General features: G+C 61.8%; 16 protein-coding genes. 1 reads left to right on the forward strand and 15 read right to left on the reverse strand.

Features of this window, described 5'->3' with window-relative positions; translation table 11 throughout:
• Positions 1–7: 7 nt before the first annotated feature.
• Positions 8–1,402, forward strand: a complete 1,395-nt coding sequence (locus A6W98_RS11530; RefSeq protein WP_042461633.1) for an aminotransferase-like domain-containing protein — start codon at positions 8–10, stop codon at positions 1,400–1,402.
• A 250-nt stretch (positions 1,403–1,652) separates the two neighbouring features.
• Here the strand turns inward: A6W98_RS11530 and A6W98_RS21100 are convergent, their stop codons facing one another.
• From A6W98_RS21100 to A6W98_RS11595, 15 genes are all read right to left on the reverse strand, one after another.
• Positions 1,653–2,099, reverse strand: coding sequence for a hypothetical protein (locus tag A6W98_RS21100; RefSeq protein WP_155734786.1), 447 nt, complete (start codon positions 2,097–2,099; stop codon positions 1,653–1,655).
• 334 nt (positions 2,100–2,433) lie between these two features.
• Complete coding sequence (locus A6W98_RS21105; protein WP_155734787.1) at positions 2,434–3,423, reverse strand: hypothetical protein; 990 nt, start codon at positions 3,421–3,423, stop codon at positions 2,434–2,436.
• Positions 3,424–4,310: 887 nt separating this feature from the next.
• Positions 4,311–5,348: a hypothetical protein gene (locus A6W98_RS11545; protein WP_042461639.1), complete on the reverse strand. Its 1,038-nt coding sequence runs from the start codon at positions 5,346–5,348 to the stop codon at positions 4,311–4,313.
• A gap of 360 nt (positions 5,349–5,708) precedes the next feature.
• A complete protein-coding gene (locus tag A6W98_RS21110; protein ID WP_155734788.1) occupies positions 5,709–6,239 on the reverse strand; it encodes an HNH endonuclease family protein in 531 nt (176 codons plus the stop codon).
• Positions 6,240–6,452: 213 nt separating this feature from the next.
• Positions 6,453–7,904, reverse strand: coding sequence for an AAA family ATPase (locus A6W98_RS20380; RefSeq protein ID WP_196760178.1), 1,452 nt, complete (start codon positions 7,902–7,904; stop codon positions 6,453–6,455).
• A 438-nt stretch (positions 7,905–8,342) separates the two neighbouring features.
• The gene (locus A6W98_RS11550) at positions 8,343–9,149 is read right to left on the reverse strand and encodes a DNA adenine methylase (RefSeq protein ID WP_063490981.1); all 807 of its coding nucleotides are present in this window, start codon (positions 9,147–9,149) and stop codon (positions 8,343–8,345) included.
• 369 nt (positions 9,150–9,518) lie between these two features.
• Complete coding sequence (locus A6W98_RS11555) at positions 9,519–9,848, reverse strand: bacteriophage spanin2 family protein (protein ID WP_042464309.1); 330 nt, start codon at positions 9,846–9,848, stop codon at positions 9,519–9,521.
• Entirely contained in the window at positions 9,845–10,354 is a 510-nt protein-coding gene (locus tag A6W98_RS11560) for a lysozyme (RefSeq protein WP_042464308.1), read from the reverse strand. The genes A6W98_RS11555 and A6W98_RS11560 overlap by 4 nt, the downstream gene beginning before the upstream one ends.
• A gap of 4 nt (positions 10,355–10,358) precedes the next feature.
• The gene (locus A6W98_RS11565; protein ID WP_042464306.1) at positions 10,359–10,571 is read right to left on the reverse strand and encodes a DUF7940 domain-containing protein; all 213 of its coding nucleotides are present in this window, start codon (positions 10,569–10,571) and stop codon (positions 10,359–10,361) included.
• A gap of 25 nt (positions 10,572–10,596) precedes the next feature.
• The gene (locus tag A6W98_RS11570) at positions 10,597–10,884 is read right to left on the reverse strand and encodes a hypothetical protein (protein ID WP_042461673.1); all 288 of its coding nucleotides are present in this window, start codon (positions 10,882–10,884) and stop codon (positions 10,597–10,599) included.
• A 70-nt stretch (positions 10,885–10,954) separates the two neighbouring features.
• The gene (locus A6W98_RS11575; protein WP_042464304.1) at positions 10,955–11,800 is read right to left on the reverse strand and encodes a hypothetical protein; all 846 of its coding nucleotides are present in this window, start codon (positions 11,798–11,800) and stop codon (positions 10,955–10,957) included.
• A 7-nt stretch (positions 11,801–11,807) separates the two neighbouring features.
• The gene (locus tag A6W98_RS11580; RefSeq protein WP_155734789.1) at positions 11,808–14,471 is read right to left on the reverse strand and encodes a phage tail protein; all 2,664 of its coding nucleotides are present in this window, start codon (positions 14,469–14,471) and stop codon (positions 11,808–11,810) included.
• Positions 14,456–14,863, reverse strand: a complete 408-nt coding sequence (locus tag A6W98_RS11585) for a DUF6950 family protein (RefSeq protein WP_052678015.1) — start codon at positions 14,861–14,863, stop codon at positions 14,456–14,458. Before A6W98_RS11585 ends, A6W98_RS11580 begins: the two co-directional genes overlap by 16 nt.
• Entirely contained in the window at positions 14,860–15,384 is a 525-nt protein-coding gene (locus A6W98_RS11590) for a hypothetical protein (RefSeq protein WP_042461645.1), read from the reverse strand. The genes A6W98_RS11585 and A6W98_RS11590 overlap by 4 nt, the downstream gene beginning before the upstream one ends.
• Positions 15,384–15,752, reverse strand: coding sequence for a hypothetical protein (locus A6W98_RS11595; RefSeq protein WP_042461647.1), 369 nt, complete (start codon positions 15,750–15,752; stop codon positions 15,384–15,386). Before A6W98_RS11595 ends, A6W98_RS11590 begins: the two co-directional genes overlap by 1 nt.
• Positions 15,753–15,820: the final 68 nt, after the last annotated feature.

The following is a 15,820-nucleotide window of genomic DNA, read 5'->3' on the forward strand; positions in this document are numbered from 1 at the left end:
TGATCTGATGGCAATTTGGATTCCCGATCTGTCAAACCGCGATGGCCCCAAGTACCTACGGATTGTCGAGGCAATGGCAGAGGATATTGCAACGGGTTGCTTGCCCGCAGGGACACGTCTGCCGCCCCATCGTGAGTTGGCCTATCAGCTTGATGTTTCTCCGAACACAACCAGTCGCGCCTATGCCGAGGCGGTGAAGCGGGCGCTATTGAAGGGTGAGGTCGGGCGGGGAACCTTCGTGCGCTCGACTGATGCCGCTTCAGGGCAGGCAGAACCGGAAACCCTGCGTAGGCGAGAAAGCGGCCCAATTGATTTGTCTCGCAATTTGCCGATGCCGGGATTGTCAGAACAGCACGTTCGCCGCGTTCTGTCAGAAATCGCAAACGAAACCAGCCTTCCGTCGCTTCTGGACTACCAGACAGACGCCGACCTCGTGCATCACCTTGCAGCCGGTCAGACATGGCTCGCGCATTGCGGCGTTTCCTCAGAACTTGAGTGCATCGTCCCGGTGGTTGGAGGGCAGCATGGTATCATGAGTGTGCTCATGGCGCTCTTGCAGCCAGGTGATCTGTTGCTGGCCGAAGCACTGACCTACACGCCGATCCTTACAATGGCGGCGCGTCTCGACCTGCAAACCGGAGCTGTTGCAATGGACGATGACGGCGTTGTTCCGGAGGCGTTTGAGGCGTGGTGCCGAGAGGCAAACCCCAAGGCCTTCTACCTGACACCGACCCTGCAGGCCCCGACGACGGTCACTTTGTCCAAAGAAAGACGAGCGCGCATTGCAGAAATCGCCGCGCAAAACGGCGTTATCCTGATTGAGGATGACGTGTTCGGACCGCTGAAATCCAACAAACCTGCGCCGTTGGCACAGATTGCACCAGAGACGACCATCTACGTGGCAAGCCTGTCAAAAGCAGTTGCACCCGGATTGCGTGTGGGTTTTTTGAAGGCTCCCACGAAGCTGGCATCCGCCCTACATCAGTCGGTCAATCTAAGCGTCTGGATGACGCCGCCCCTGACTCTCGAAGTTGCACGTCGATTGATCGAGGATGGTACCGCAGGTGAGCTGACCGCGCAGCAACAGCGCATCGCGAAGCACCGCCAGAACCTTGTTCAAAGCATCTTGGGAATCGAAGCAGTCCCAAACCTGTCCGATGGCTTCCACGTTTGGTTGCCCCTGCCCGAAGGGTGGCGCGCCGACGTGTTCAGTTCTGAATGCGCTCGTCTTGGCGTTCACGTCAGTGAAGGTCGCAGCTTCGCCATGAACGCAAGTGATGCGCCCGAAGCCATCCGCCTCTGCGTCAGCCACGAAGCCAATGAAGAACGGCTGAAACGTGGCCTGGAAATTGCTGCAGGCGTGCTGCGGCAAAAGCCAATCGGCTCCTCGATGAAGATCTGACCACTCAGCAGCACACAAAGCGGCCGTAAGTTCGCTGTGCAGCATGTGTACGGATGGACTCGGAGCGGACCTGCGGCGGCGCAGCATGGAGCTGGAGCCCCTCGGGCCGCCCGCTCGGCCGCTCGCTGCCGATAGCAGACGTTCGATGCCCCAAGGGCGCGCCGCCCGCGGATCACAGAAGCGGCCGTTCATCCCCGCTGCGGCATGCCCTGGAGCTGCCAAGGTCCGGAGAGCGGGACTTTTCTGCCGGTCACTCGCGGCGTTCCAGCTTGATGATCAGAGACCTTGTATCCTTGCGAAGGTCAATTTGAGCTAATGCCGCTGGAATGCATAGCGGTTCGGCGACATCAAGTATTACTGGGTCTGGCCAGACGGACAGAGCATAGGCGGAATGAAGATGGCGCTCTTCATCGACGGAGAACAGGAGGCCATTACCCTCTGCTACAGGCAGGAGACCCGCATTCTCGAGATCCTCCTTAGCGGTGTCGTAACCCTCGGGAAGATCGGAGGCATACGACCCCACGGCGCAGAGAATACGGCCTTCGGGAAGCAGCTCGCTGACCGGAACCTCAGTATGGTCTGACCCTGCCAGGCGGCTTTCAAGCGTGTCCACCTCGAGCCATGCCATTTCAGTTGCGGAACCCTCGGAGCCGCCACACACCACCGCCATAACGAGAAGTGAAATTCGGTATTTCATGGCACACCTTTCGAGATTTGCACCATCCTTATGACGGCAGGTCTATGGTCCGCAAAGGGCTCGGAGCGGACCTGCGGCGGCGCAAGCGGGCGCCGGAGCGCCTCGGCGCCCGCTTGCTGCCGATAGCCGCCGTTCGACGCCTCAAGCCCGATCCGTCAACGGATCACGGAAGCGGCCGTTCATCGCGGTTGCAGTCTGCCCTGTAGTCGCCAAGGTCCGGAGAGCGGGACGAAGCTGACCTTAGACAATTCGATCTTGATGTCAGCTCTTTATTTTTTTGCCGCCAAAGCTGGCCGCTGATGTTAAACGGGTTTTGGGCTGTCGCTGCTCCGAATTACTTGCCGCGCATTCTGTCGATCTGTTCATCAATGTACATCTCGACCTGCAAGTGGCTTTCTTCGATGACATCCCGGATATTTTCAGTTTGCGTCATGAAGTCTTTGTATTTCTTGAGCGCCTTGTGCGGGTTCTTTTCCAAGCGCAAAGATTGCTCGCGCTTTTGCCATGATGGAATAGGATCACGCCTGTTTTCGAAGGGGTAGTTCTCGCCAATCCAGTTGACAAAATCAAGCACGCTGCCACCGGACCATTTTCCCGTCGCAAACTTCTTACCTTCTTCCTTGAACGCCAACCGCCAAGCTTGGCTCTCAACGATAGCTTCATCACGTGTCATCTGTCTCGGTCCAGCCGTGGCGATCATCCCAACACCAATGTCCTGCTGTTCTATGATTTCGGTCATATGATCCGCCAGTGACGAAACCAGATTGCATGCTTCGAATGAGATGCCTTCTTGGAGCGTCAGGCAACCACTTTGGTACTCGTCAAATACATGAAAACCTATTGGTTTTGATCCTAGGTATTTCTGGGCTCGCTCTGGCAACACCATAGAAGGGCTATAGCTCATCGTATTGGCTTTATAGCGGCCAAGAGCACCGGAAACCAAATAGAAGTAGAAACGTGCAAGAGCAGGCAGGATGTCCTGATGGTGCAAGCCGATATGGTAGACCTCGTTACGATAGCTATGGCAGATTGTGATACTTTCTGCTTCTTCGGCACTCAGTTTGTTGTGTGATCTGAAAAATGAGACTTTGGCATCAAAATGCCTGCCAAGTGCGGCTCTCAAGTCCGACTCGTCGGCGTAGGTCTTCTCGCGGTTCCAGAAGTTAGTTCGCTCACGCTGTTCGTCCTTTGCCATTTGATGTAACACAAGCTCCAGAACATTGTCTGTCAACATGAGCCCAAATCGTGCGTTGTTCGGATCACCCTTTGAAATATGCTCAGCAGCAAGGTCAAGTTGTTCAATCGCATGGGTGAGAAATACCAACACCTAGTTTTTCCTTATGCGGCTGATGAAACGCAGCTCGGTATTAACCATCTCAGCTGACAATCAAAAAGCGTTGCGCCAGACGTTATGCCTCTATTAGCCAAGCAGACGTTGGTCCACGACGCAGCATTCGTCAAGGATGGGCTCGAAGCCGCCTTGCGGCAGCGCGGCGCTCAGAGATGGCCGCCGAGGAGATCCAGCCAACGCTTACGGCCCTTTCCGGCCTCAGTGTTTTCGTTGGGGGAGGGACTACTGCACACGGGCACAATCATGCAAGCTCGTATTGGGCGGCATTCTCGAAAGACCACGGGGGTTCCTCGTCTGGCCATTGGATCTTAATGCCATATCCATAGCCAGGGATGTCTCGAGCGGCGACAACAGTGCCGATCAAGTGGCGTGCTTGGTATCGGGCTAGTTCCATCGCTCCTCCAGGGCGCACCCGGACTTTAGAACCGACGACAATCTCTTGCTTTTCTATATTCATAGAACAATCTCCTATTCGACTAGACTATCCCTAATTGGGAAGGGTTGCCTTCACTTTCACCCTAATGGGTAGCACTATCGGCCTTCTCGAGCTCAGCACGTTGCCGAAGTGGCCACGGCCCCAGAAAAGCTAAGAACGGCCCTGAGCGGACTTTCGACCGACGCGCAGCGAAAGGCAGAAAAGAGACCGGCTTGACCGATGCTGCTTTCGTCATGAATGGTACCTATGAGCGCGATGCTCATCTTTGCACAGTCGTTAAGTGACGCGCAATTAAGACGAAACTCGCAACAAATTCATACCTCGCTCAAAATAAATAATTTGTTTATTTAATTACGCCAGCTTGGGCTTCGAAAGCATTTGATTTACACAAGAGTGGAATGCGTTCGCTGTCTCATTTTATCTTTTATTCTCTATATTCGCCAAGAGCGTTCTTTGTTCCCCACGGCGTATACCTGATTAGGACGCCAAACCCGCTTCCCATCCCCGGCTTGATCTGGGACATACACGCGCTTACAAGTTCAAGAGACATCTGATAGGCAGAGTAGAGCCTTGCGACACCCGGCGGGCTGCCCTGTCCATACCGCCAGCAGCTAATGTCGGAGAACCGTGGCCAGCCCGAAATCCGGGAGCTTTCAAAGAGCACCCCGTGTTGCTGGGCACGCCGGAGTAAATCATCGAGTGGGTGAATATGCGGCTGCTTACCAGTGTCATTACGAATGACCGCCTTTAATGCTGCTTCGTTCGCCACCTGCAAGTCGAACCAAGCGGGACCAATCTCCGGTCTTTGACCTGACACCATCCGGTGCGCGGCTTGGGAGAGATATGTCAGCGTCGATTGAATTAGCTTGTGAACTTCATGATCGCCGTCTGAAGGGAAGGTAACGCGCCGGAATTCAATGGCACGAAGGATTTCGGCAGTGCGCTTTGCCTCGGCATCAACCGTTTCTCTTGCCTCGCTTTCCAGCTTCGAAAGATCGGGGCCATCGACAATCCAGGCCGTCGCGTCTTCACCTTCGCCGAGACCATCTTCGAAATACATCCAGGCAAGTTCGCCTTCCTCTTCCAAGACGTTCCTGTTCGCAGGGACGGAGATGGCAAAAGGCACCTCGCGGATCATCTGAGCGCCTTTGAGCGAGGCATTCCCTCCGGATTTCATCGCGGGCGCTCCGTAACGCTCAACGTACCAATACTCTACGGCATCAAACAGCACGCGGAACCAGAGCTTCTCGACGCTCTTACCAAGGTTTTTGGGATCATCAATACGCTCATCACCCGCATTAACCTCAATCGCGCCCTCCCGAAACAGCATCATGAGAGCTTGGAGTGGCCGCTGAGAAAGAGGAACCTCCTGATCGTTAAGGCCGCGATCAATAAAATCGAGCCAGTGATCCATGTTTTCCGCCAGTTCGCGGCTTTGCTCGAGGCCAGAGTCCGTGATCAAAGGTGCCGCATCCTGGTTTTTGTGGTGTTGGTCATGTCCCTGCCAATAGAGCTACCTTGGCGAAAGACGAAAGGCCATTGCGATTGGGAAGGTGTATAAACCTCGTATCTTGCGTCACCTGAAATATTACATGGCCGCGTTGGGCTGACAACGGTCATTGGTAGCGTTTTATCCAAGGTCGGCTTCGCCCGCTTAGCCGACCTTGGTGGCAACCGTAGCGAATGGCTGCAGTCCGCCCCTTGCGTCGGCCGACGTGAACGGCCCAGAGCAAATATTCGAACCTGGCGAGGGCCATGTCTGCTCCCAACCCGAAGAGGAAGATCAGCGCGACTGAGAAACATCACTTAGCATGTTGCCTAACTAGTGAAACTTGGCGACACACGCGTCCCATATATCTTGTCTGACAGCCTTAAGATCCGACATCGGCGAAATGTTTTGCGCTGCGTCCGAAAAACACCAGCCTGCGAGGCCACAATCATCTTCGCCCTCCAACAAAGTGGCGGCATGCTCAGCTTCGATTTCTGCGTCAAGTAGGTTCCTAATAGCTCTAGTAAGGCGCCGATATGCCCTTTTATAGATTGACTGAAGCGCCTCTCTTTTGTCCAGCCTAATAGTTTTGACTGTCTCCACACCTTTCGGATCGAAGCCACCCAATGCGACGCTGTAAGCGGCTGTGATTATTCCAAGATCAGGATCAAAATCAAGAAAGATCCAAGGATCCTCCTCCATAGGATTGACTAGCAAGATGCCACTTTCGTCAACCGGTAAATCGCTACCCTTCAGGCGACCGCATTCTGTACAGCACAGCAGCATATTATCCCAAAGATATGTCACGCCGTAGTAGTCTGACTTCGGGATGAAGTGTTCGATATCGCAACCGTGCGAATCCATGCAATACATACAGCGCTCAAACTAGCCTGTTATAGCTGTAAGCTTCTCAAATATTTGTCCGACAGTTTTTGTTTTCCGAGAGCTAGCCCAATGCTTGTCGATCAAATTCGATTTATCGCCTGGTGCTGCGAACTTTCTCCCTAGATCATCTGCTCTTTTTTTTAGGTATGCGCTTTCCCGGCCTTCAATGCTCTCCCTGTGGTAGCGTTTCAATTATGGATCCTCATTCGCCACGTCAAACAATTCCAACTGGGCGATCTCTAGTTGTTCTTTATCGCTCAGCTTGGCGCCCGCTCGTTTCTTGGATCTAATAGCGGCGAGTCTAGATCTACTGTCGACCGCAACGTCAGATCGAGTGTTCTTCAGCCCAAAAGCAGGCGTAAGCAAGATAGTGTCAGGGCGGGATGCAATAATTTTTCGATACTCTTCAACGGTCAGTTTTCTGGGTTCTCCATCTCCGCCCGGCGCCGGAAGTACAAACAGCCCACCTTCGTCGGCCGCTTGGCACACCAAAGGACTGTGGCTTGTGACAATGAACTGTATGAGCGGGAACCGCTCTTTGAGCCAAAACCCAATCTTCCGCTGCCATTCAGGGTGTAGGTGGGCGTCAATCTCATCAATAAGCACTACGCCAGGCAGCATAATGCGCAATGGCGAATTTTCGTCCTCAAATTCAAATCTGGCGGCGCCGTAAGTATTTAGAAGGTGACGAAGGATGTCTGCGACTAAAGCTAGCGCAGCGCGATAGCCATCACTCATTTCGTCCCAAGATAGGACTGCGCCGCTCTTATCGCGCAACCAAAGACCTTCAGAGTCGACGTGATCAATGGTCATGCCGTTGGGGAGAAATCCATCATTCAATATCCTCCTAACCAACTCCAGCACAGCAGCTTCTTCAGTTCTTTTCTCGAGTTCCTTATGTTTTAGTGCTTTTAGCCATTGATCGACTTCTGCAAGAGACGCCGCCTCCTGAAACATCGTGACAAATCTCTCCGTTACCGGGGCAACCATTTGCCGCATTGCCTCCGGAGATGCGCCAAATACCCGTCTAAATGGGCCGTATCCACAGCAGAACCAACCACGCGCAGAGGGTGCCCAAATCGTCCGATGGGGCAGTAAGTGCTTTTGCTTCCCCCGAAAGTCATGGTACTCGAGTACAGTTTCTCTTCCTGTGCCGGTAAACCTAATTGTCGCTGGGAATTGTCCGCGTCCAGGAGGTCCGCCCGCTCCCAGAAAGTCGGACGCCTCGGATCGCACTATCTCCAAAGAAATTTCCGAAATATCTTTTTCACCGATGCCGTGAGTTCGCCAGCCTGAATAGCTGAATTGAAGCGACCTTGCTGCTTCTGCTCCGGAAAGTGCAAGGGCAATTGATTTTAGAAGCGCACTTTTTCCGGAACCGTTGTCACCCGTTAGAACGGTCCAGCCAGCTAGACTGGCATCAGAACCTCTGGAGAAGTCAAATTTTAAAGACCGAAACCCTTTGATGTTTCTCAGGCTCACAGATCGAATATACACTCGGGCCTCCTGCTCGGCTTGTGATCTATCACCATACAGAGATGGATTTTTTTCGCCAGAGCCCGCTTGTGGGGCGCGGTTCTCTGCGAACTCGTGTCTCCGGCGTTCATCTGCGAGCTTTGCTGTTGGGCCAACCAAGAGGGTCATTCTCGTATCAATGCCATAGAAACATGACACTGCAGCGGATTCTTCTCGCTTGCGAAAGTGAGCGGCAGGTAGCTTCTACTTCGTGTGATGGGCCGCTACCGACGCTGGCAGTCCATGCTGTTGGTCTGCTTGCTGCGCATTGCTGCCGTTCCGGCCCGCTGCAGCGAACTTCCGAAAACCGCCCTTATGCCCCACACAGCCGCCCGGTCAGCGCAACCAGTTCCCGCTCCTCGGCTGCGGACTGCACCAGGCCGTAGCTCGCGGCGATCCGCCGGAACCGCAGGACATACTGGCAACGGAGCCCCGGATCCGGCGGCAACCAGTCGAGCGCCCCGCGCGCGCCTTTCGAGCGGTCCGCCGACGCGCTGACGGGCAGCAGGTTGACCGGATCGCGGGCGCCCCCAAGATCCGGTTAAACGCCGACCGGGCCGGGGGAACTCATACGAGCCCCACCCTGACCTCGCGATTGGCGATGATCAACTCCCGCGCGGGGGTCGCGCCGCCCTTCGAGACCGAGTAAGTCAGCCGCACCTCCTCGATCAGGAAGGCGCCGAACAGATCGCGGATTTCGGGCCGGTCGTTGATCGACAGCAGGAAGGCGCCCTTGATCCGGCCCAGGCGCTCGGCCAGCTCGGCGAACTGGTCGCGGTCGAAGAGCCCCTTGCCGTAATCGTCCTCGCCACCCCAATAGGGCGGATCGAGATAGAACAGCGCCTGCGGGCCATCATAGCGGGCCAGCACGTCCTGCCAGGGCAGGTTCTCGAAGACCACGCCGTCGAGCCGGGTATGAGCGGCGTCGAGCAGCGGGCCGATCTTGGCCAGGCTGAACAGAGGCCCACTGTTCGGCGATATGCCGAAAACCCCGCGGAGCTGCCCGCCGAAGGCCAGCCGCTGCAGATAGAGGAAGCGCGCGGCACGTTCCAGATCGGTCAGCGTGGCCGGATCGCAGGCGCGGAGCCGCTCGAACTCGCGGCGCGAGGTGATCTGGAAGCGCATCACCTCCATCAGCTGGGGATAATGGCGCTGCAACACGCGGAAGAGATTGGTGATCTCGCCGTTCAGGTCGTTCGCCACCTCCAGACGCGGGCGCCAGCTTCGGCGCAGGAAGACCCCGCCCATGCCGAGGAAGGGCTCGACATAGGTGCGGTGCGGGATCGCCTCGATCCGCTCGATGATCCGCCGGTTGAGGGCCTTCTTGCCGCCCATCCACGGGGCGACGGGGGTTGCGGGGACGGTTTTTCGCATTTCGTTCATGTCAGGAACCTGTTCTAGGTCCGCCCGCTCTCGCGAGAGCCGGGCGACAGATTCCCTCTCGGGTGTCGGCGCAGCATCTGTTGACGCAGGCTGCGTGGTGAGGCGGTGCTACAACACCGCCTTGCCCCCGCCCGTAAGCGGGGGGAATTCAGTTGCGTGAGAGAAGGAAAGGGTGGCACCCCCAAGCGGGCACGCGAGAACGGGGCGACCCCCGCGGGCGTTGGGCCTGCGAGGGTCTAATTTAGTTTCAGTTCTTTGATAAGTTTAGTGGGCCCTTGCCTGGCCAGTTCCGTTGTTATAGCGGATACCCTAACCAAAGGTTGTCTGTATTATAGATAACTCGCCTTATGGTTGTATTTCTCATGATCGCCTTCCCCTGACCGCTTCGCCGATCCGCCGCCCGATCTCGCCGGGCGAGGGGGCGATCCATCCGATCAGGGCGACCAGCACGATCCAGGGCGGAATGACATTGACGATGACGGTCTCGACGCGGTCGGCGCGGAGGCGGTTCTCGGATTGCTCCTGGCGGATCTCGCGGGCGCGGGGCCGAAGGATGGAAGGCGCGTTTTCGACCTTCTGGCCCTGGACGTTTTCGGCCCCGGCCTGGACGTTGGCGGCGACGTTTGGCCCGAGCGGCACGGGCAGCCCGCCGCATCCGGCCAGCAGCAGCGCCGCGAGGAGCGCCCTCATGCGCCGTCCCAGCGAAACGGCACGTCGGCCGGAACGCCGTCGAGCCCCTCATGACAGAGCTGCCGGGCCTTGTTGCGGCGGATCAGGAGGCCGCGAATGCCCTTGCCGCCCGCGAAGCGCCAGCGCGGAAGCTCGTCGCAGGCGCCGCGCAGATCGCCCGCATTGAGCTTGCGGATCAGGGTCGAGCGCGCAGCCGCGCCGAGCCCGACATTATAGGCCCAGTCCAAAATGCCCACATAGCTCCGGGCCGGGATCAGGTCCTCGACGGGATCCGCGATCAGCCGGTCGAGCCCGGCCTCGAACTCCGCGAGCCTCCCGGCGAACATCGCCCGGCACTCGGCGGGCGTGTAGCTGTCGCCGAGCGCGACGCCCCGGGTCTCGCCGAAGCAGACGGTCGGCATGCCGACGATGTCGAGATAGGCCTCTGTCTTCAGGCCCTCATTGCCACCGACGAAGCTGAGCGCGAGGGCGGTGGCGGCGGCGCCGCGTTTCAGGATCCTGCGCATCGGTTCACTCCATCCTCTGGGCGATCAGCCGGGCGGCGAAGGCGGCCGCGGTCACCAGCGCCGACAGCCCGGCAAAGAGGCCGCGCGGGATGCCCAGCAGATCGGGCGAGGCGAGCGAGAGCCCGGCCTCACAGCCCGAGAGCAGGCCCGCGATCAGGATGAGACGGATCGACCAGGCGCGCCGGATCAGCGCGCGCCAGTGGGGCACGAGGTGCATTTGGGGCTCCTTTCGGGGGAATAGCTCAGCGCGGGACGCGCTGCAGGACGGTCTTGATGTCGGCGCGAAGCTCGCGCAGCAGCGCGTTGGTCTCCTCGCGGTCGCGCTGGCGGGCGGCGAGATCTTCGGCGCGCTGCCGCTGCCAGCGGGCCTCGAGGGCGCGGATCTCCTCGGCGAGCCGGGCGGTCTCGCGGTCGAGCGCGGCGGTATTGGTCCGCGCCCGGGCCTCGAGCCGTACCGACCAGACGGCCAGCCCGAGCAGCGAGAGCATCACCGCCCACCAGTCCCGGATCTGCGTGGTCAGTTCCTGCATGGGGCCTCCGGCGGATGGGCGCGCGCGGTGTTGGTGACGGTCATGGCGGGCCTCGTCATGGGAGGGCAGATCAGCCGGTGAGGTGTTCGCGGCGCCTGAACAGGCGGACGCGGCCGGTGCGGAAGACCTCGTTGATGCGTCCGCCCTCGGCCCAGCGGACCCGGACGGCACTCAGCGCCGAGGCCTCGGGGGCGCCGGTCGGGACGGCAAGATCCTCCATCCCGGCCTTCAGCGGCGCGTCCCAGATGCAGCCATGGACCAGCCGGGGCTGGCGCGGCATGGGCAGCCGCAGCATGCCGGAACAGACGTCATCCCTGCGGAAGCCCGCCCCGGGGAAGGACGTGAAGGGCGACCAGGTGCCGGTGACCTCGGGCCGCACCGAGATCTGCAGTGTGGAGGTGGTCTTGTTGGTGGCGACGGCCTCGAAGACCAGCGCATATTCGTATCCGTCCTCGAACTCGGGCGTCTCCACGTTCTGGATGCTGCCTGCCTTGTCGTAGCTCCAGATCAGGCCGGTGGCGCCGTCGCCGGGCCGGACCATGTCGAAAGGGTGCCAGCCCGGGATCACAGCGTCGGGGGCGTGGGCCAGGATCGCGGCGCGCAGGATCGCCCCGGTCACCGCGCCGTAGATGTCGGAAAACGCATCCTTCGCCTGGGCCTCGGTCAGCTGGTTCACCCCGGCCGGAACGAAGCTGCCGGAGGCGAAGGAGCCCAGCGTGATCCAGCCATTGTTCGGGACATTGCGCATCTTCAGGGCGCGGGCGTCGGTATCGACCCAGAGCATGCCGGCCGCCGTCTCGGCGGGCGGGGTGGCCCCGGCATTGCCGCTCTGGATCGCGGAAAGCACGCCCTGCAGCATGGCGAAGGCCTGGGCCTTGGTATGGCCGGTGTCGAGCAGATAGGTGGCTTGGGTCATGTCATCCTCATGCGGCCTGGAGGGCGGTCACGGTCAGGCCCGTGATGCCGATGGTGTAATCGGGGCTCTCGACGCCCAGGACCGCGCGGAAGCGGAAGGCCCGGCCCGAGTAGTCGGCGGCATCGAAGCTCTGCCAGGGCCCCCAGCGGGCGGCGTCGGGGGCGTCATCGGTAACCGAGACCTGCAGATCGACATCGCCATAGGCATCCGTCGAGCCGAGCCAGAGCCGCGCATCGGGCGGCGTCCACATCGCCGTGCCGGAGGGCTCCCAGAACAGGTCCCGGGCCTCCGAGATCAGGAGCTCGATATCCGAGATCAGCCGCACCGGCTGGACCGCGCCCAGATCGATCCGGCCCGCGAAGGCATAGCGCGCGCGGGTCTCGCCCGGCGCCATCGCCAGCACGCCGCCCGCCGCGCTGCAGCCGGTGGCGGTTCCGGCAAAGCCCGGGGCCTCGGCCAGGGTGGCGACGGTGGTGGTCGGGATGATCGAGGCGGCGCGGACCGCGATCCCCGAGACCGGGCCGGGCGTGCCCATCGCATCATAGGGGCGCGCGAGATAGGTGCCGGATTTGAGCGGCAGGGTCGCCTCGGTGACCCCGCCCGAGACCGATTTGCCGATGCCGGTCGAGCTCTGCCAGCTGGCGCCCGCCTGCGCGGTCGCGTGGCGGAACTCGATCCGGCCGCCCTGGCGCACGTCGAGCGAGGGATGCCGGTCCCAGCGCAGCATCGCCACCGCACCCCCCGAGGCCTGGACCGAGAGCCCGGTGATGGCGCGAGGCGGGGCGTTTTCGCCCTGCACGGCGGCGGCGCCTGCCCAGGCCCAGTCCGACCAGATGCCGCGCGCGTTCCGGCCGCGCACGCCGAAGGCATAGGGGCCGGGCGCGACATCGTCGATCATGTCCTCGGGCGTGTCGGTCAGCCCGCGCAGCGTGGGCTCGGCGGCCGAGACCGGGCGCCAGGCGAATTGCCAGGTGTCGACGAAGGGATTGTCGGTCATGGCCGCCAGCCGCACCCGGGTCTTGACCCCGCCGCCGCCGCGCGTCTCGTACAATTCCTCGGTCATGGTCGGCGCCGAGACCACCGGTTTGGCGGTCGGCGAGGGCAGGGTGGGCACACCGCCCGCGGGCTTGGGCATCTCCTCCGAGGTCCGCCAGTCGAAGATCGCGGGACCGGTCTCGATGCAGCTGAGGGTAACGCGGACCCCGTCCTTGCCGATATGGACGGTGCGGCCGGTGACCTCGAAGGTCTTGGCCGTCCAGCCCCGGCGCGGCAGCGAGACCCGGATGTTGTCGCCCAGCCGCACCGGCCAGGCGGCAAGCGAACAGGGCAGCGTGACCTGCTTCTGGCGGCGGCCCTTCAGCAGCGCCAGCTTCATCAGCCGCTGGCCGCGGGCAAAGCCGGTCTCGCCGGGCAGCTCGCCCATGTCGAGCACCAGCGGCTCGCCATTGTCGGCGGCGATATAGGTGGCGCTGTCCAGCACCGGCAGGTCGGTCACGACATGCTCGTTTTCCGGATCGGCATATTGCGCCTTCACGGTGTTGAACTGCTCCTCGAAGGGCTTGCGGGCGGTGACCTGGATGCCGCCGACCAGCATGTCCTCGGTGACGGTGAAGGCGGGTTCCTCCCAGGCCGCGCCCCCGACGGTCAGGCGGCCGCGCTCGCAGGTCCACCAGCCGCCCCAGGAGGAAGACAGGTCGTTGAGGTTCTCGGCCGCGGTGGCCTCGGTCTCGAGCACGCCGTTGAAGGCATAGCGGTCCTCGGCCCTGCCCGAGGCCAGCGGCACCTGTTCCTCGGCCAGGTTGGCCAGCGCCAGGATCGTGTCCTCGTCGAGATCCCCGGGGCGCCAGCCCGGCCCGCCGCGGAGCTGCGGCGTCAGCATGTAATCGCGCAGGCAGAGCGCCGGGTTGGTGCTGTATTTGACCTGGCCGTCGCGCGGATCGAGCACCCGCTTGCCGCGGGCGCGGACCCGGATCTGGGGCGCGCCGCTGGGGAAGAGATCGCGGTCGTAATCGGCCTCGAAATAGACATAGGCCACGCCGCGCAGCCGATGCGCCTCGGTCCATTCGCGGGCGGCCGCGACATAGCGGGCCTCGGCCGCCTGATCCTCGGTGCCATTGTGGACGCGGAGGCGCACGCGGCCCTGGTAATCGCTTCCGACCTGGCCCCAGTGATACGGATCGCCCGTGCCCGCGGCTTCATCGCGGCGGTATTGCGCCTCGGTCCAGACCAGCGTCTCGCCCAGCCAGATCTCGACCGCGCCGTCGATCTCGTGGCAGGCCAGCGGCATGATCGAGTGATAGCGGCGATGCGGCTTGCCCCCGGCCTCGGTGGTGGCGCGGGCGACAATCGAGCCCCCGAGCATGCGTTCGCCATAGAGGATCCGGCCCGTGGTGACCGGCTGGATCCGGTTGAGCGTGATCTCGTCGCGGGTCTTGGCCTTGGGCTTCTTCGCCATCGCCATCTGGATGCCGGTCAGGACGGCCGCCAGCGCGGCCTGGCCCATGATGGCGGTCGCGGTCAGCCCGGCCATCCAGCCGCCCGCCGCAACGCCAAGGGCCGCCACCACCGGCGGCATCGCCGCCGCAGGGGTTGCCAGCAGGACCAGCGCCAGACTGGCCAGCAGGATCAGCGCCAGCGCTGCGGTCATGCCCCGCATCAGTCGATACGCCATGCCGCCTCCGCGGTCAGGACCGGGCGGCGCACGAGGCCGTTCCGGCCCATATGCTGCGCATAGCGCCCCGTCACCACGCCCATGGCGCCCGGCATCGCGCCCTCGCAGGCGGTCATCACCCAGTCGCCGCGCCGCGCGCCCGCGACCGGCAGCCGCGCCAGATGCGCGTCGACCAGCGCCTCGATGGAGCCGAAGCCCAAGGACACCAGCACCTTGGCGGCCCCGTATTCCGAACCGTAATCCGGCAGGCCCGGGATCGGATCTTCCCAGGTCATGCTCCGGGCGACGGCCCGGCAGAAGCCCAGGCAATCGGCCGTGCCCCAGGCAAAGGGCCGGTCCTCCCAGTCCCGCACCGCGGCCGACAGGCGCCGTTCCCAGCCCGCGCGCCTCACGACCGCCCCCAGGTATCTTCGCGGTTCTGGATCGCCTGGACCAGGTCGAAGCCCTGATCGCCCGGAAAGCGCTTCTTCTGGTCCTCGGGCAGGTAGTAGCACGGGAACTCGCGCCCCAGCGCCATGCTGCGGGGCTCGAGCGCCAGCGTGGTCGTGGCGGTGTCGGGGCCGTCATCGCTCTCCATCGTGTCGGCGACCCCGTCGAAGAGCACATCGGCCGTCTCGATCTGGCCGGTCTCGTCGAACAGCGCCAGGAACACCGTCACCCGGCGGCGCTGGAACTCCTCGAGCTCGGCCAGCGCCACCACCTCCGGATCGAGCCCGGAAAGCGTGATCGACAGCCCCGGAATGCCTTCGCCCGAGGTCGCCTGCGCCTCGCCGACCGAGAGCATCTGCCCCGCGCCGAGATAGGTCACGCCCTCCCAGTCGACCTCGCCATACCCGGTGAACATCGCCAGGTCGCCGGTATCGAACCGGCAACGCACCAGCAGGCCGAGGATCCGATCTCCGCTTGCATCCATCACAGCGCCTCCATGATTTGCAATGTCCTTGTCCGGACCCGCGCCTGGCTGACGGAGAGCACGGTCTCGGGACCGGCCAGCGCCCATGTGCCGAAGGGCGCGCGCATCGCCACCGGATCGCCCGGGGCGACGGGGCGGCGCAGCCGGGGCCAGAGCGTGACGCTCTGCCGGAAGGCCGGTGTGGGGGCCTCGGCCGCGGTGACGATATGCAGATGGCGGCCGAGGGTCAGGTAATCGCCCGGCAGCACCCGGTCGCCCGCCCTGGCGAGCTGCAGCACCAGCGCCTGCGCCCGGGCAGTGGCGGCGACCGCCACGACAGGATCGGCCGAGATCATCCCGTGCGGGCCGTCATACTCCATCGCGGCCATGTCGAGCTCGAAGCTGCCCGCGGGTCCGTTGGCCGGATCTGCCCGAGGACACCCGCCGCGCCATCATG

It is taken from the genome of Rhodovulum sulfidophilum DSM 1374 (assembly GCF_001633165.1).
Lineage (GTDB): Bacteria > Pseudomonadota > Alphaproteobacteria > Rhodobacterales > Rhodobacteraceae > Rhodovulum > Rhodovulum sulfidophilum.